Origin of the sequence: Pseudobutyrivibrio ruminis AD2017 (assembly GCF_000424305.1) — a bacterium.
Classification (GTDB): Bacteria; Bacillota; Clostridia; order Lachnospirales; family Lachnospiraceae; genus Pseudobutyrivibrio; species Pseudobutyrivibrio ruminis_B.
On record NZ_AUJQ01000009.1, the window covers coordinates 103,512 to 117,481 of the forward strand.

Annotated in this window: 18 protein-coding genes; 17 read left to right on the plus strand and 1 reads right to left on the minus strand. The window is 40.1% G+C overall.

Going from position 1 to position 13,970, the window contains the following annotated elements; all coding sequences use genetic code 11:
- Positions 1 to 12 precede the first annotated feature (12 nt).
- From G611_RS0108070 to G611_RS0108125, 12 genes are read left to right on the plus strand one after another with little or no spacing between them, the layout of a single operon-like run.
- A complete protein-coding gene (locus G611_RS0108070; RefSeq protein WP_028243188.1) occupies positions 13 to 498 on the plus strand; it encodes a deoxycytidylate deaminase in 486 nt (161 codons plus the stop codon).
- A gap of 40 nt (positions 499 to 538) precedes the next feature.
- Positions 539 to 787, plus strand: a complete 249-nt coding sequence (locus tag G611_RS14345; protein ID WP_036948690.1) for an AtpZ/AtpI family protein — start codon at positions 539 to 541, stop codon at positions 785 to 787.
- Positions 780 to 1,226, plus strand: coding sequence for a hypothetical protein (locus G611_RS14350; protein WP_081657008.1), 447 nt, complete (start codon positions 780 to 782; stop codon positions 1,224 to 1,226). The genes G611_RS14345 and G611_RS14350 overlap by 8 nt, the downstream gene beginning before the upstream one ends.
- Complete coding sequence (gene atpB, locus G611_RS0108085; RefSeq protein ID WP_028243189.1) at positions 1,223 to 1,951, plus strand: F0F1 ATP synthase subunit A; 729 nt, start codon at positions 1,223 to 1,225, stop codon at positions 1,949 to 1,951. The genes G611_RS14350 and atpB overlap by 4 nt, the downstream gene beginning before the upstream one ends.
- A gap of 42 nt (positions 1,952 to 1,993) precedes the next feature.
- Positions 1,994 to 2,251 carry an ATP synthase F0 subunit C gene (atpE, locus tag G611_RS0108090; RefSeq protein WP_015550578.1) on the plus strand — a complete coding sequence of 86 codons (258 nt, stop codon included), beginning with the start codon at positions 1,994 to 1,996 and terminating at the stop codon, positions 2,249 to 2,251.
- A gap of 40 nt (positions 2,252 to 2,291) precedes the next feature.
- A complete protein-coding gene (gene atpF / locus G611_RS0108095; RefSeq protein ID WP_028243190.1) occupies positions 2,292 to 2,807 on the plus strand; it encodes a F0F1 ATP synthase subunit B in 516 nt (171 codons plus the stop codon).
- On the plus strand, positions 2,795 to 3,361 hold the full coding sequence (gene atpH, locus G611_RS0108100) for an ATP synthase F1 subunit delta (protein WP_028243191.1): 567 nt from the start codon (positions 2,795 to 2,797) through the stop codon (positions 3,359 to 3,361). Before atpF ends, atpH begins: the two co-directional genes overlap by 13 nt.
- Entirely contained in the window at positions 3,358 to 4,863 is a 1,506-nt protein-coding gene (gene atpA, locus G611_RS0108105) for a F0F1 ATP synthase subunit alpha (protein WP_028243192.1), read from the plus strand. Before atpH ends, atpA begins: the two co-directional genes overlap by 4 nt.
- Positions 4,864 to 4,878: 15 nt before the next feature.
- A complete protein-coding gene (gene atpG, locus G611_RS0108110; protein WP_028243193.1) occupies positions 4,879 to 5,745 on the plus strand; it encodes an ATP synthase F1 subunit gamma in 867 nt (288 codons plus the stop codon).
- A gap of 25 nt (positions 5,746 to 5,770) precedes the next feature.
- Positions 5,771 to 7,168, plus strand: a complete 1,398-nt coding sequence (gene atpD / locus G611_RS0108115) for a F0F1 ATP synthase subunit beta (RefSeq protein ID WP_028243194.1) — start codon at positions 5,771 to 5,773, stop codon at positions 7,166 to 7,168.
- Positions 7,169 to 7,180: 12 nt separating this feature from the next.
- The gene (gene atpC, locus G611_RS0108120; RefSeq protein ID WP_028243195.1) at positions 7,181 to 7,588 is read left to right on the plus strand and encodes an ATP synthase F1 subunit epsilon; all 408 of its coding nucleotides are present in this window, start codon (positions 7,181 to 7,183) and stop codon (positions 7,586 to 7,588) included.
- A gap of 45 nt (positions 7,589 to 7,633) precedes the next feature.
- Positions 7,634 to 7,864, plus strand: a complete 231-nt coding sequence (locus G611_RS0108125) for a hypothetical protein (protein ID WP_028243196.1) — start codon at positions 7,634 to 7,636, stop codon at positions 7,862 to 7,864.
- A gap of 406 nt (positions 7,865 to 8,270) precedes the next feature.
- Here the strand turns inward: G611_RS0108125 and G611_RS15345 are convergent, their stop codons facing one another.
- Entirely contained in the window at positions 8,271 to 9,020 is a 750-nt protein-coding gene (locus G611_RS15345; RefSeq protein WP_051195167.1) for a hypothetical protein, read from the minus strand.
- A gap of 189 nt (positions 9,021 to 9,209) precedes the next feature.
- Here G611_RS15345 and G611_RS14360 point away from each other — a divergent pair, with 189 nt between their 5' ends.
- The 5 genes from G611_RS14360 (at position 9,210) to G611_RS15350 (ending at position 13,960) form a co-directional block, all read left to right on the plus strand.
- Positions 9,210 to 9,677 (plus strand): NUDIX hydrolase, encoded by a 468-nt coding sequence (locus tag G611_RS14360; protein ID WP_036948694.1) that lies wholly within the window; start codon positions 9,210 to 9,212, stop codon positions 9,675 to 9,677.
- Between the two features lie 21 nt (positions 9,678 to 9,698).
- Positions 9,699 to 10,202 (plus strand): GreA/GreB family elongation factor, encoded by a 504-nt coding sequence (locus G611_RS0108140; RefSeq protein WP_028243197.1) that lies wholly within the window; start codon positions 9,699 to 9,701, stop codon positions 10,200 to 10,202.
- Between the two features lie 268 nt (positions 10,203 to 10,470).
- Complete coding sequence (locus G611_RS0108145; protein ID WP_242824272.1) at positions 10,471 to 11,562, plus strand: sensor histidine kinase; 1,092 nt, start codon at positions 10,471 to 10,473, stop codon at positions 11,560 to 11,562.
- A 3-nt stretch (positions 11,563 to 11,565) separates the two neighbouring features.
- Positions 11,566 to 12,270 (plus strand): LytR/AlgR family response regulator transcription factor, encoded by a 705-nt coding sequence (locus tag G611_RS0108150; protein WP_028243199.1) that lies wholly within the window; start codon positions 11,566 to 11,568, stop codon positions 12,268 to 12,270.
- 130 nt (positions 12,271 to 12,400) lie between these two features.
- Positions 12,401 to 13,960 (plus strand): peptidoglycan-binding domain-containing protein, encoded by a 1,560-nt coding sequence (locus tag G611_RS15350; protein WP_051195168.1) that lies wholly within the window; start codon positions 12,401 to 12,403, stop codon positions 13,958 to 13,960.
- The last annotated feature ends 10 nt before the right edge of the window (positions 13,961 to 13,970 follow it).

Sequence of the window (13,970 nt, forward strand, 5' to 3'; positions counted from 1 at the left end):
GAGGACAAGACCATGAGTGACAAGAGACTTGATTACATTAGCTGGGATGAATACTTTATGGGCGTAGCAGTATTATCGGGTATGAGATCTAAAGACCCTAACACACAGGTTGGAGCTTGTATTGTAAGCCAGGATAATAAGATATTATCCATGGGTTACAATGGTTTTCCAAATGGTTGTTCAGATGATGAGTTTCCTTGGGCAAGAGTAGGAGACCCTCTGGAGAATAAATATTTCTATACAACACACAGCGAATTGAACGCTATCTTGAACTACAGAGGTGGTTCATTAGAAGGTTCAAAGTTGTATGTATCTCTTTTTCCATGTAATGAATGTGCCAAGGCTATTATTCAGTCAGGCATAAAAACAATAATATATGACAGTGATAAGTACGAGAATACTCCTTCTGTAATAGCATCAAAAAGAATGCTTAAGGCAGCAGGTGTAGAGTTCCACCAGTATCAGCATACTGGTAGAGAAATAAAGTTCAACGTATAAACCAGATTAGATACTATAAGTAGCCAGATAGGAGCAAGCAGTGAGGGACAAGAAAAAGGCGAAAGGCGATGTGGCAAATTCTTTAGTAATGGTGCTACAGCTAGGGATAAACATAATAGTACCAATCCTTTTATGTACGGTAATTGGTGTTGCACTATCTAATTATTTTGGTACCAAGGGATTTGCAATTGGGGGCATTCTCATTGGTGTGGTAGCAGCATGTAATGGGGCATACCGTTACCTAAGAGGATATTTAAAACGATTCGAGTCGAAGGAAAAGCATGATTAATTGGATGAAAAGACTAAATCAAGCTTTGCCAGGCTTGGTTTTGGGAATACTAATATATGGCGGATTAATCGAAATCGTGGGGGTATGGTTTGTTAAGGACAAGATCAGATATACCACAGGATTAATCAGTGGAATCGGCTGTGCGATATTTATGGCCATACACATAGCCATGATTATCGAAGAATCAGTACGAATTGGTGAAGGGCATGAAAAATATCTGTCCTTTAAATCGGTGCTGAGGTATTTGATTGTATGTGCAGTGATGATTCTTATGATGGTGTTTAAACTTGGAAACATGTTTACAGCACTCATCGGTATTTTAGGGCTCAAGGTTAGTGCTTATGCGCAGCCTTTGCTAAATAAAATTCTCGGTAATAACAATTTAAATACAGCCGAGGGGATTAACAACGAACTAAATACGAAGGAGGTGAAAGTGTGACAGAAGGAATTTTACTGGCCTCAAGCGATACTGTGGACATGATAAAAGGCCTGTACAAGTACGAAGTATTTGGACAGGAGGTATGGCTTACCACTTCTCATGTTTGCATCCTTATCGTTTGGCTTTCATTGGTGATTTTCTCTATCATTGCCAATCGCAAGCTAAAGAATGCCACTGAAGTTCCTGATACCTTCCAAAGCATCTTGGAGCTGATTGTTTCGCTTTTAGATGGAATAGTGGAAGGAAGTATGGGTAAGCACGCACCAGTGTTTGCAAACTGGATATGCACGATATTCTGTTTCATCTTAGTATCGAACCTATCTGGTTTGGTTGGCCTAAGACCACCAACCGCCGATTACGGTACTACACTTGCGCTTGCATTAATTACCTTTGTTTGCATTCATGTAGTTAAGATTAGGCATCAGAGTGCAAAGGATATTTGGATTGACAAATGTTCTCCTTTGCCACCATGGTTGCCAATTTGGTTACCAATCAATGTTATTTCTGACATTGCGGTGCCAATTTCAATGTCATTACGTTTGTTTGCAAACGTTCTTTCAGGAACTATCATTATGGGTCTTGTGTATGGATTGCTAGGAAAGTTCGCCATTGTTTGGCCTGCAGCACTTCATGTGTACTTTGATATTTTTTCAGGTGCAATCCAGACCTATGTATTCTGTATGTTGACAATGACATACATTGCGCAAAGTTATGGGGATACTTAATTGCCCTGACAAACAAAAATCACTTTTAGGAGGAAACAACTTATGAACATTTCAGGTACAGATTTAATTAAAGCTTGTTCAGCAATCGGTGCTGGTCTTGCAGTTATCGCTGGTATTGGTCCTGGTATTGGACAAGGTATCGCAGCTGGTCACGGTGCAGCAGCCGTAGGACGTAACCCAGGAGCACAGGGACAGATCATGTCTACTATGTTACTTGGTCAGGCCGTTGCCGAGACAACAGGTCTTTACGGACTCGTTATTGCCCTTCTGTTACTCTTTGTACAGCCATTAGTTGGTTAATCATTATCGGGAAGAAATAAATAAAAAGGAGGGCTAAAAGTTGGAAAGACTATTTGATTTAGACTTTCAGTTAGTAAACGATGCAGTGCTTTTAGCCATAGCAGTATTCTTCCTATTCCTTATAATGTCAAATCTTTTGTTCAATCCAGCAAGAAAGCTTTTGCAGGATAGAAAGGATGGCATTGCAAGGGACATCGCAGATGCTAAGAAAGATAAGGAAGAGGCAGAAAAGCTAAAGGCAGAGTACGAGGCAAAGCTTAAGGATATCAACAAAGAGCGTGATGCAATCCTGGCTGAAGCAAGACAAAAGGCCTTGAAGAATGAAACCAAAATTATTAGCGACGCTAAGGAAGAAGCCGCAGCTATCATCATTCGTGCAAACGAGGAGGCTGAGCTTGAGAAGAAGAAGGTTGCTGATGAGGTTAAGCAGGAAATGATCAGCGTTGCAGCTGTTATGGCTAGCAAGGTTGTAGCTGCTAACATCGATACAACTATTCAGAACACCTTAGTCGAGCAGACTCTTAAGGAAATGGGTGAAAACACATGGCTAAATTAGTCTCAAACGTATATGGTGATGCATTGTTTGAGCTAGCCGTGGAATCAGGGAAGGTCGATGACTTTTTAAATGAGGCAGAGGCTGTCATAGAGGTCCTTGAGACTAATGACGGATTTTCTCAGATGATGAATCATCCAAAAATCAATAAAGAAGAAAAGCTTCAAATCATCGACAATGTATTCAAAGGTAAGGTAAGCGATGAGCTGGTAGGTCTCCTTAGACAGCTTGAGGAGAAGGACCATTCAAAGGATATGGTGGCAGTGCTTAATTACTTCATTGAGAAGGTTTACGATTACAAGAAAATCGGCAGAGCAACTGTTACAACACCAACAGAGCTTACTGAGACACAGAAGTCAGATGTCGAGAAGCGTTTGCTTCAAACTACCGACTATGGTTCATTTGTAATGACATACAAGGTAGACCCTGAATTAATCGGGGGTATGGTAATTCGCATTAAGGATAGAGTCGTTGATAGTTCTATCAAGACTCAGATTAGTAAATTAACTCACGAGTTATCAAATATTCAATTGAAAGTAGGTGAATGCGCTCCATGAATTTAAAACCAGAAGAGATTAGCTCGGTTATTAAAGAGCAGATGAAACGCTATGCAGCGCAGCTTGATGTTTCGGACGTAGGAACCGTAATTCAGGTTGCCGATGGAATTGCACGTATTCACGGATTACAGAATGCTATGCAGGGCGAACTTCTAGAGTTCCCTGGAGAAGTATACGGCATGGTATTGAACCTTGAGGAGGACAACGTTGGTTGCGTTCTTTTAGGAAACGACAAGAATATCAATGAAGGCGACACAGTAAAGACAACTGGTCGTGTCGTTGAGGTTCCAGTTGGTGACGCAATGCTTGGACGTGTAGTAAATGCATTAGGCCAGCCTATTGATGGCAAGGGACCTATCGATAGCACAAAATTCCGTCCTATTGAGCGTGTTGCTTCAGGCGTTATCTCTCGTAAATCCGTAGATACTCCACTTCAGACAGGTATCAAGGCTATCGATTCCATGATTCCTATCGGACGTGGACAGCGTGAGCTTATTATCGGTGATAGACAGACTGGTAAGACTGCTATCGCAATCGATACAATCATTAATCAGAAGGGGCAGGGCGTAAAATGTATTTACGTAGCTATCGGTCAGAAGGCTTCTACCGTAGCAGCCCTTGTTAAAACATTAGAGGAATACGGTGCTATGAGCTGGACAACAGTAGTTGCAGCTACAGCATCAGAGCTTGCACCACTTCAGTATATCGCTCCTTACTCAGGCTGCGCTATCGGTGAAGAGTGGATGGAGAACGGAGAGGATGTACTTATCATTTATGATGATTTGAGTAAGCATGCTACTGCATACCGTACACTCTCATTACTTCTTCGTCGTCCACCAGGACGTGAAGCTTACCCAGGTGATGTCTTCTACTTACACTCAAGATTACTTGAGCGTGCAGCTAGACTTTCAGACAAGCTTGGCGGCGGTTCACTTACCGCACTTCCAATCATTGAGACACAGGCAGGTGATGTATCTGCATACATCCCTACAAATGTTATCTCAATCACAGATGGTCAGATTTATCTTGAGACAGAAGCCTTCAACGCAGGTTTCAGACCAGCCGTTAACGCAGGTCTTTCAGTATCCCGTGTAGGTGGTTCTGCTCAGATTAAAGCTATGAAGAAAATCGCAGCTCCTATCCGTGTAGAGCTTGCTCAGTACAGAGAGCTTGCAGCTTTCGCACAGTTCGGCTCAGAACTTGATGCTGATACAGCTGAAAAGCTTGCACAAGGTGAGCGTATCAAAGAGATGTTAAAGCAGCCACAGTACGCACCAATGCCAGTAGAGTATCAGATTATGATTATCTACGCAGCAACAAAGAAGTACTTGCTTGACATTCCAACAGCCGATGTCCTTAAGTTTGAAAAGGCATTGTTTGATTTGGTTGATACAAAGTATCCAGAGATTCCAGAAAGCATCCGCACAACAAAGGTGCTTGAAGGCGAGATGGAAGAAAAGCTAATTAAGGCTATCGAGGAGTGTAAGAAGACTTACAAGTAAGGAGGGTGATCTGTTATGGCCTCAATGAGAGACATAAAAAGAAGAAAACAGAGTGTTAGTAGCACTCAGCAGATCACTAAGGCCATGAAGCTTGTATCTACAGTAAAGCTACAGAAGGCCAGAAGTAAGGCAGAACAGACAACACCTTACTTCAATGCAATGTATAACACTATTTGTGGAATGCTTGCAAAGGCTGGCACAGTAAACAATAAATACCTTAGAGATAATGGTTCTAAAAAGATTGGCGTTATCGTCATCACTTCTAACCGTGGTCTTGCAGGTGGTTACAATTCAAACATTGTAAAGATGATTACTGGCAGCGACATGGATCCTTCTGATGTAAAGCTTTATGTTATAGGACACAAGGGTGGTGAGAGCCTTGCCCACAAGGGATACGAAGTGGTTAAGGACTATTCTCCAGTAATGGAGGCACCAACCTATGCAGATGCAATCGCCATCTGCAATGATGTTCTAACTGATTATGCAAGTGGTGATATAGGACAGATTTATCTTGTATATACACACTTCAAAAACACAGTTAGCCAGATTCCAAAGCTAATGAAGCTGCTTCCAGCAGAGGTTGATGAGGCAGATGTTGAGGCTGCAAAGTCTACTTCAGCAGAGGCTCTTATGAATTTTGAGCCAAACGAAGAAGAGGCTTTAGAGCTAATCATTCCAAAATATGTCACATCACTTGTATATGGCGCATTAGTTGAGGCTGTTGCTTCAGAAAATGGTGCCAGAATGCAGGCCATGGATTCAGCTACAAATAATGCTGAGGAAATCATTAGTGATCTATCATTAAAATACAATCGTGCCCGCCAGGGATCAATTACTCAGGAATTGACCGAGATTATCGCTGGTGCAGAGGCGCTTTCTTAAGAAAAAAGCAGATAGGAGTGAAAAAATGGCAAATAATATTGGTAAAATCACTCAGATTATCGGTGCGGTACTTGATGTAAAGTTTGGAGAGGATTCTCTACCAGAAATCAACGATGCTCTTGAAATTACCAGAGCAAACGGTGAGAAACTGGTTGTCGAGGTTGCACAGCATTTGGGTGACGATACAGTTCGTTGTATTGCCATGGGTCCTACAGACGGATTAGTACGTGGAATGGATGTAGTAGCTACAGGAGCACCAATTTCGGTTCCTGTTGGTGAGGCTACACTTGGTCGTATTTTCAACGTACTTGGTGAAGCTATTGATGAGCAACCAGCACCTACAGGTGTTGAGAAGATGCCTATCCATAGGAAAGCACCTACGTTTGAGGAGCAGGCAACATCAACAGAAATGCTTGAGACAGGTATTAAGGTCGTTGACCTTCTTTGCCCATATCAGAAAGGTGGAAAGATTGGTTTGTTCGGTGGTGCCGGTGTAGGTAAAACCGTACTTATTCAGGAGCTTATCCACAACATCGCTACTGAGCACGGTGGATATTCAGTATTCACAGGTGTAGGTGAGCGTACTCGTGAAGGTAATGACCTTTACTACGAAATGAAGGAGTCAGGCGTTATCGACAAAACCTGCATGGTTTTCGGTCAGATGAACGAGCCACCTGGAGCCAGAATGAGAGTTGGTCTTACTGGACTTACAATGGCTGAGTACTTCAGAGATAAGGGTGGAAAGGACGTGCTTCTTTTCATCGATAACATCTTCCGTTTTACTCAGGCTGGTTCCGAGGTTTCGGCCTTACTTGGTCGTATGCCTTCAGCCGTTGGTTATCAGCCAACACTTCAGACAGAGATGGGCGCTCTTCAGGAGCGAATCACATCTACAAAGAACGGTTCAATAACATCAGTTCAGGCCGTATACGTGCCTGCCGACGATTTGACTGACCCAGCTCCAGCTACAACATTCGCACACTTGGATGCTACCACAGTTCTTGAGCGTTCTATCGCCGAGCTTGGTATTTATCCAGCGGTAGACCCACTTGGTTCTACATCTCGTATCCTTGACCCACGTATCGTTGGTCAGGAGCACTTCGAGGTTGCCCGTGGTGTACAGGAGATTCTTCAGAAATATAAGGAATTACAGGATATCATCGCAATCCTTGGTATGGATGAGCTTTCAGAAGAGGATAAGCTTGTAGTTAACCGTGCTCGTAAGATTCAGAGATTCTTGTCACAGCCATTCTTCGTAGCTGGTCAGTTTACCGGTCTCGAAGGAAAGTATGTGCCAATCGCTGAGACAGTACGTGGCTTCAAGGAAATCCTAGAAGGTAAGCATGATGACATCCCAGAGAGCTACTTCCTTAACGCTGGTACAATCGACGAGGTTCGTGCCAAGATGAACGAGAACAAATAGGAGGTGGCATAGATGGCAGATAACACCTTTAAGGTATCAATCATCACGCCAGAGCGTAGCTTTTACGAGGGAGAAGCTACAATGGTTGAATTTAATACTGCCTGTGGTGAGATTGGCGTTCTGCCAAAACATATACCACTCACCACAGTAATCGCGCCAGGTATCTGTACTATCACAGAGGCCGATGGTGTGAAAAAAGCAGCTGTACATGCGGGCCTCGCTGAGATCCTCCCAGATAAGGTGACATTGCTTGCCGAGATTGCTGAGTGGCCAGACGAGATAGATGTAGAGCGTGCTAAAAAGGCTGAAGAAAGAGCTAAAAATCGTTTAGCACAAAAGGATGCCAGTCTTGATGTGCTAAGAGCGGAGATTGCGCTAAAGAAAGCGCTAGTTAGACAAGAAATACATCAAAATCATTAAGGGTAGCTGTTAGAGCCCATAATGTTTGGCGGGGGAGGTAATACTATGCTCGATGCTGATACAAAACGAGATATTGAAGATTTAAAAATTCAATTGAAGAAGTTTGAGGATGAGGAGGCACAGCTCATGAAAGAGCTTGAGACCTTACGTGCCCGAAAGACAGAGGTCAAAGACAAACTCAAGGTCCTCAGCAATGACGATAAGTATCAGCAGGATATGCTGAATATGGTGTACCAGCAGCGACATGGCGCTGCCGCCCAAAAGCCAAAAGAATAAATGCTCTAGTATTGCTAGAGAACCGTGAAATCATGGCGCCGCATACGTTGCGGCGCCTTATTTTATTTGTATATATGGCTATGAGGGTCTTTGTGATATAGATTTAGCTAGGGGTGTTTGGGTAGTTTGGGCGCGAGTCAATGTATTTGCTAGTGCCGCTGAGTAGACGCGCCCAAAATTGAACCATCTTTAGTGGTTATTTGGGCGGAGAATAATGTAATTATAAGCTTTGATGAAGACATCCGCCCAAGAAAAAGCATGATATAGCCAAATTTGTGGGCGGCCAAAACGATTCTATAAGCTTCGTAAAGAAAATCCGCCCAAATTCAAGGATTTTCAAGAAATAATTGGGCGGATGATACGATATCACTGGGCTCGTAGGATTACTCCGCCCAACAATATCTATTTAATTTAGTAGAAAACTTACGGCAGCCACAGCCTCATTGTAGCTAAATGGTTTCGCCTTTGATTCAAAGGTTGTTATTAGGTTTTTACCTTGGAAAATGCCATAGCTATAATATACCCTAAGTTTTTTGAAGGCTGCCAAAGCGTAGTCTTCGTTATCCATTAAACCAAAGTGTTCCCAGTAGAAAACTTCTCCAGTTATAGGATGCTTAAATGTGAAATCAGGATAGAAAGCTCTATTACCTATTATCAATTCACATTCATAGCGATAAGCAATATTATTTTCAGAAAGAACCATATCAATAAATACTTCTGATTTAGAACGTACCTTTTTACCAGAGGGGCAAGGAAAAGATAGCTGTTCAGGATGACTAGGATTTGTATTATATTTTTCTTTAGACCAGTTATTTTCAGGAAGATTGTTATTATCAAAGTTTAAGAGTTCACAAATCCTTGGATTTGACTTGTATTTAAAAAGATTATATTCATTTTCAGGTGAATGGCTCAATAAGAGTTCTATAGATGATAGTCGCTCTTTTAGAGTAGCCAATTCTAATTGCATAAGCTTTTTATGAGCAAGATTCTTTGCAAGAACTATTTCGGAAGAGGGAATATAATCAGTTTTGTTATTTAAGCGTCGATAGAATTTGGTATATTTTCCATTAGACCTAAATAGTAAATCCCCATCAGGTAAAGTACTTATTCTATTTTCTAAATCATGGATTTTGTCTGAAATAGAATGATATTGCACATTTAAATAATTTGTAATATAAATCACTCCTTAATATTAAGGATAGGAAATGAATTGATTAAAAAAATTAGACTAATATATGTTAACAGCATCATATAGTGATGTCAAGCTAAGACTTTAAAAAGATAGTTAAAACCATTAGAATAAGACATAGGTTGTAAAAATACAAAAGTTAAAGAGGATATAAAAATGAATTATATAGGCGATTTGAGAAAAGTGATTGGTCACGATACCATAATGACTGTAGGCTGTGGCGTGTTAGTGGAAAATGAAAAGGGCCAGGTGCTATTGCAAAAGCGAAGCGATAATGGTCAGTGGTGTGTGCCGGGAGGCGCATTAGAGCTTGGGGAGACATATAAGGAAGCTGCAGCAAGAGAACTTAGGGAAGAGGTTGGTATAGAAGTTAAGGAGCTTCAGCTGTTTGGCCTGTACTCAGGTGATGATAGGATGATTACATATCCAAACCAGGATGTTGTCTATTCACTTGCAGTGATTTTTAAGACAAATAAGTACACGGGAACTATCTCAGATGAGGATTCCGAGGTGCTTGAACATAGATTTTTTGACCCACAGGATATTCCAAAGGATTTGTTTGCACCTGATGCAAGACCAATAACAGATTGGGCTAAGGGAAAAACTCAAGTTGTAGTAGAATAGTTGTAAATGGAGGTAACACAAATGGGAGAGAGACTTACAAAAGGTGATATAGAAAAGATTCAGGCAGAGATAGATGAGCGTAAGCTTGTGCTTCGTCCAAAGCTTCTAGAGGAAGTTAAGGAGACAAGGGCCCAGGGAGATTTGTCCGAGAACTTCGAGTACCATGAGGCAAAGCGTGCCAAGAACATGAACGATAGCCGTATTCGTTACTTAGAGAAGATGCTAAAGTTTGCTGAGGTAGTAGATGATAGCAGTGCCGATGACGAAGTAGGAATCAATAACACAGTTACAATTTACATCCCAGAAGACGATTGTGAGGAAACTTATAAGCTTGTAACAAGCATTCGTGGTAACTCACTTAAAGGGCTAATTTCCATAGAATCACCACTTGGAGCCGCAATACGTGGTAAACATGTGGGCGATAGAGTCATGGTAAAAGTAAATGATAATTATTCCTACGAAGTAGAGATTAGGTTGATAGATAAATCAACAACAGACGAGGATGACCAGATAAAAAGATATTAATATTATACGGGATACAGATTTTTGAGAGTGCTAGCAGGGTTATTTTAGACTAGCACTCTATTATTTTGAGGTAATTATGATTGTTGTAGTAGATAGCTTGGTAAATTATTTGATATACATATTTCTTATACACTTTTGCTGGAGGATTCACTTTAGAAAAAAGATATGGTGCATAGCGTCATCAGTGGCAATAAGTGTAGTATCAGGAATAATAGCGAATATATACGGGGATTCTCTTATATTTTATTTGCTATGTAGTGTAGTGGCAATGCTATTGTTATTTGAATATAAAATACCAAATCTCATACTGATAACCTTAGGACTGACATGGTTCATGGGGATGATGGATACTTATTCACTAAACATTCTTCGCATATTGACTGGAAAATATGCTCGCACCGAAACTATAGAATGGTGGCAGCTTACAGCCTATCTAATCTCATTTGCTATAGAGTTTTGTATGTATTACTTTGTGCTAAAACGAAATGGGGTTTACCTAAAGAGTCTAAAGAAGCGGTATTTAGTAGGTCTATTGCTTTTGACACTTATATTTGAGCTTGTTGTAACATACGTTTTTTCGGTGCTTTATGGCAACATTAATGAACATGAATGGTACATCCATATTAGATTTGCATTGTGCCTGATAGGAGCCATATATTCAATATACATTACGCTACAGCTGGCTGTGAGTAATTACCAATACGAAAAACAAAACAATCAATTAGCAAAGGCATTAAAGATACAGCAAGATCAATATCAGTATCAGAAGGATACCAACAAGAATCTAAGAAAATTTCGTCATGACCTAATCAATCATATTGGAGCCATGCAGGAGTTGCTTGCCAAGGAACAATACAATAATGCCAAGGATTATATAGAAAAGACTTGGAAAGTAACAGAATCCCTGGCTACTAAGATTAATACAGGCGACGATTATGTGGATGCGATTTTAAACTATTATGCATATTGCTGTGAGAAGAAAGATATAGATTTTTCATTGACAGGAAAGTTGATTAGGCCATTAGACATTGATGTGCTTGATTGTACTACCCTGCTTGGAAATTCACTGCAGAATGCTTTGGAGGCAGCTGAAAAACTGGGCGCAGGATTTGTAAAAGTAGAGTTAATAGACCACGCAGATGAGGTATTTATCTCAGTGTACAATTCATGCCAAGATATAGAGTTTTCTAGTGTCACTGATATCGAGACTACAAAGCCTGATAAAAAGAATCATGGATTTGGTCTTAAAAACATAGCGTCAATTGTTGATAAGTACAAGGGTGAATACTATATAACTGTGGATAAAGCACCTGCTGGAAACGTCTTTAAGCTTGATATTTCCCTTCCACGAAGAGGTTAGAAAATGATAATAGGAATTGTTGATGATGAAGCCCTATGGGCTGAAAAGATAAAAGAGTATATTGAAGAATACCTGGCGCTTGTAGATGTGAAAGATTACAGGATTAATATGTATGCAGATGAAAAGTCCCTGCTACCTGAGGTAGATAATATTGACCTGCTATTTTTAGATGTTGAGCTTGCAGATGGTAAGAATGGCTTTGATATTGCAGAGCATATACAACAATTGGACTGCGATATGAAGATATGCTTTCTGACATCCCATATTGAATTTGCGCGACTTGGGTATAAGGTCAATGCATTTAGATATATAGATAAGCTACATCTAGAGGAGATTGATGAAGCGTTGGCATCATACATATTAACATATGCAAATGCAAGCTACATTGATTGTAAGAATGCACTAGGTGTAGAGTGCAAGATTAACCTTGGGGAAGTTATTTACATCGAAAAGGTAGATAGAAAAATCTGCTATCGTATGAAAGATGGTGCAGTCTATTACAATGAAGGAAACCTAAAGGACATTGCAGCAGAATATCAGGATATTGGGTTGATATTAATACAAAGGTCCTTCGTGATAAATATGAAATATGTAGATAGTTACGATAGCAGGCAGGTGACCCTCCTAGGTGGAATCAGCCTGAACATCAGCAGAGACAGATTGCAGGATTTCAAAAAGAGATACTTTGATTATCGTAGGAAGATGTAGTGGCAATTTGTGTAGTTTAGACATTTTTTGTGTAGTTTAGACATGAAATCAACATAAGCCTCTTGATTTGTGATATAACATCTAGGCGGCAAGAAGCCGTAATGTAATACAAGTCAAGGAGGACAAACAAATGCCAATAAAATGGGAAAGAATGTTTCCGACCGAAGGTTGGAAACCAAACAAGCCACACAATGTAAAATCAGTGGCTACATCTAACATAGCGGTACTTGAAAATGAAGAAGTAAATAATACAGAAAAGAAAAGCAGATTTGGTGAATCTGCTACATTGGAGCTTAGTGACAATTATTTCAGAGAAAAGAGTCCTAATAGTGCAGCAATGCTGATGGAGAGCAAGGCAGCAGCTAGAACGCTAAAAGTAGGTTCAAGAGGTGAGGATGTAAAAAGATTACAGGAAAACTTAAATACATTAGGTTATAACACAGGCAAGCCTGATGGAATCTTTGGTAATGGAACTAAAAATGCCGTAATTGCTTTTCAGCGCGCTAAGGGATTAACTGCAGATGGAATAGTAGGAAGTGGAACTCAAAATGCAATTACAAGGGCATTGAATGAAAAAACAGCAGCAGCCAATAGCAATATTTTAAAGGTAGGCAGCAAAGGCGCAAAGGTAACTCAATTGCAGAGAAATCTTAATTCGTTAGGTTATAATGCGGGAACACCTGATGGAGCTTTTGGCACAGGAACAAAAAATGCAGTGGTTTCATTCCAAAAGACATATGGATTGAGTGCTGATGGAGTTGCTGGAAAGGCTACGCAGGACGCAATAGCTACAACTATTAGCAGAAAAAGTAAAGGCATTCTTTCAAAAGGCCAGGTAAGTAATGATGTAAGGAATCTTCAGAACGACTTAAAGACTCTTGGCTACTTAGCAAGTAATGCTGATGGAGCATTTGGTACTGGTACAGAAGCAGCAGTTAAAGCATTTCAGAAGAATCATAATTTAACCCAAGATGGTTTAGTTGGTGCTAGCACAAGGAGTCATATTAGTGCTGCAGTAGAGCGGAAGAAACAAAAACAAGCAACTTCAACAACTAATCCTTCACAACCAAAGAATTCTGAGCCTGAGAATCATAGCAAGGAGTCCGAGAGGCTTGAAATGAGTGATAAAGGATTTTCATTATTAATGCAATATGAAGTTGGACAAAATGCTAATGGAGTAGACTATGATAAGAATGGAAATATTACAGCTATAGCTATAAAAGATATTGGGGATGGAAAATATACAGTAGGGTTTGGAAACACAGTAGACAAAAATGATTCCACACAGATTACTGAATATAGGGAAAAGTATGGGCTAGATGTTACCAAAATTGGAACTAAAGTTGATATAGGAACATGTAAAAAAATATATAATGATCATGTAAATTATTATACGAGCAAGGTCGATGATTTGCTGAAAAGAACAAACTATCATGCGAAGCAAAATGAATATGAAGCTTTAGTTCTTGCGGTATATAATAGACCGGCATTAGCTAATAAGGGTAAAGCATTAGAAAATCTCTTGAAAAACAACGTCAAAGATAAAAAAGAGTGGGAAAAACAAATAATGGATGATTATCATAATGGAGTATCCACTCAAAAATGGAATATTTACAATAAGGGATGGAGAAATAGAACATTGGATGAGATAGAACTATTTTTCGAAAGCGACTATAAGCGAAACCATTAACAAGGAGAAT

Excerpts from the sequence above, each read along its gene's own strand:
- G611_RS0108070 (WP_028243188.1), top strand. The coding sequence starts at position 13 with ATGAGTGACAAGAGACTTGATTACATTAGCTGGGATGAATACTTTATG.
- G611_RS14350 (WP_081657008.1), top strand. The coding sequence starts at position 780 with ATGATTAATTGGATGAAAAGACTAAATCAAGCTTTGCCAGGCTTGGTT.
- atpE (WP_015550578.1), top strand. The coding sequence starts at position 1,994 with ATGAACATTTCAGGTACAGATTTAATTAAAGCTTGTTCAGCAATCGGT.
- atpH (WP_028243191.1), top strand. The coding sequence starts at position 2,795 with ATGGCTAAATTAGTCTCAAACGTATATGGTGATGCATTGTTTGAGCTA.
- atpA (WP_028243192.1), top strand. The coding sequence starts at position 3,358 with ATGAATTTAAAACCAGAAGAGATTAGCTCGGTTATTAAAGAGCAGATG.
- atpG (WP_028243193.1), top strand. The coding sequence starts at position 4,879 with ATGGCCTCAATGAGAGACATAAAAAGAAGAAAACAGAGTGTTAGTAGC.
- atpD (WP_028243194.1), top strand. The coding sequence starts at position 5,771 with ATGGCAAATAATATTGGTAAAATCACTCAGATTATCGGTGCGGTACTT.
- atpC (WP_028243195.1), top strand. The coding sequence starts at position 7,181 with ATGGCAGATAACACCTTTAAGGTATCAATCATCACGCCAGAGCGTAGC.
- G611_RS0108125 (WP_028243196.1), top strand. The coding sequence starts at position 7,634 with ATGCTCGATGCTGATACAAAACGAGATATTGAAGATTTAAAAATTCAA.
- G611_RS14360 (WP_036948694.1), top strand. The coding sequence starts at position 9,210 with ATGAATTATATAGGCGATTTGAGAAAAGTGATTGGTCACGATACCATA.
- G611_RS0108140 (WP_028243197.1), top strand. The coding sequence starts at position 9,699 with ATGGGAGAGAGACTTACAAAAGGTGATATAGAAAAGATTCAGGCAGAG.
- G611_RS0108145 (WP_242824272.1), top strand. The coding sequence starts at position 10,471 with ATGCTATTGTTATTTGAATATAAAATACCAAATCTCATACTGATAACC.
- G611_RS0108150 (WP_028243199.1), top strand. The coding sequence starts at position 11,566 with ATGATAATAGGAATTGTTGATGATGAAGCCCTATGGGCTGAAAAGATA.
- G611_RS15350 (WP_051195168.1), top strand. The coding sequence starts at position 12,401 with ATGCCAATAAAATGGGAAAGAATGTTTCCGACCGAAGGTTGGAAACCA.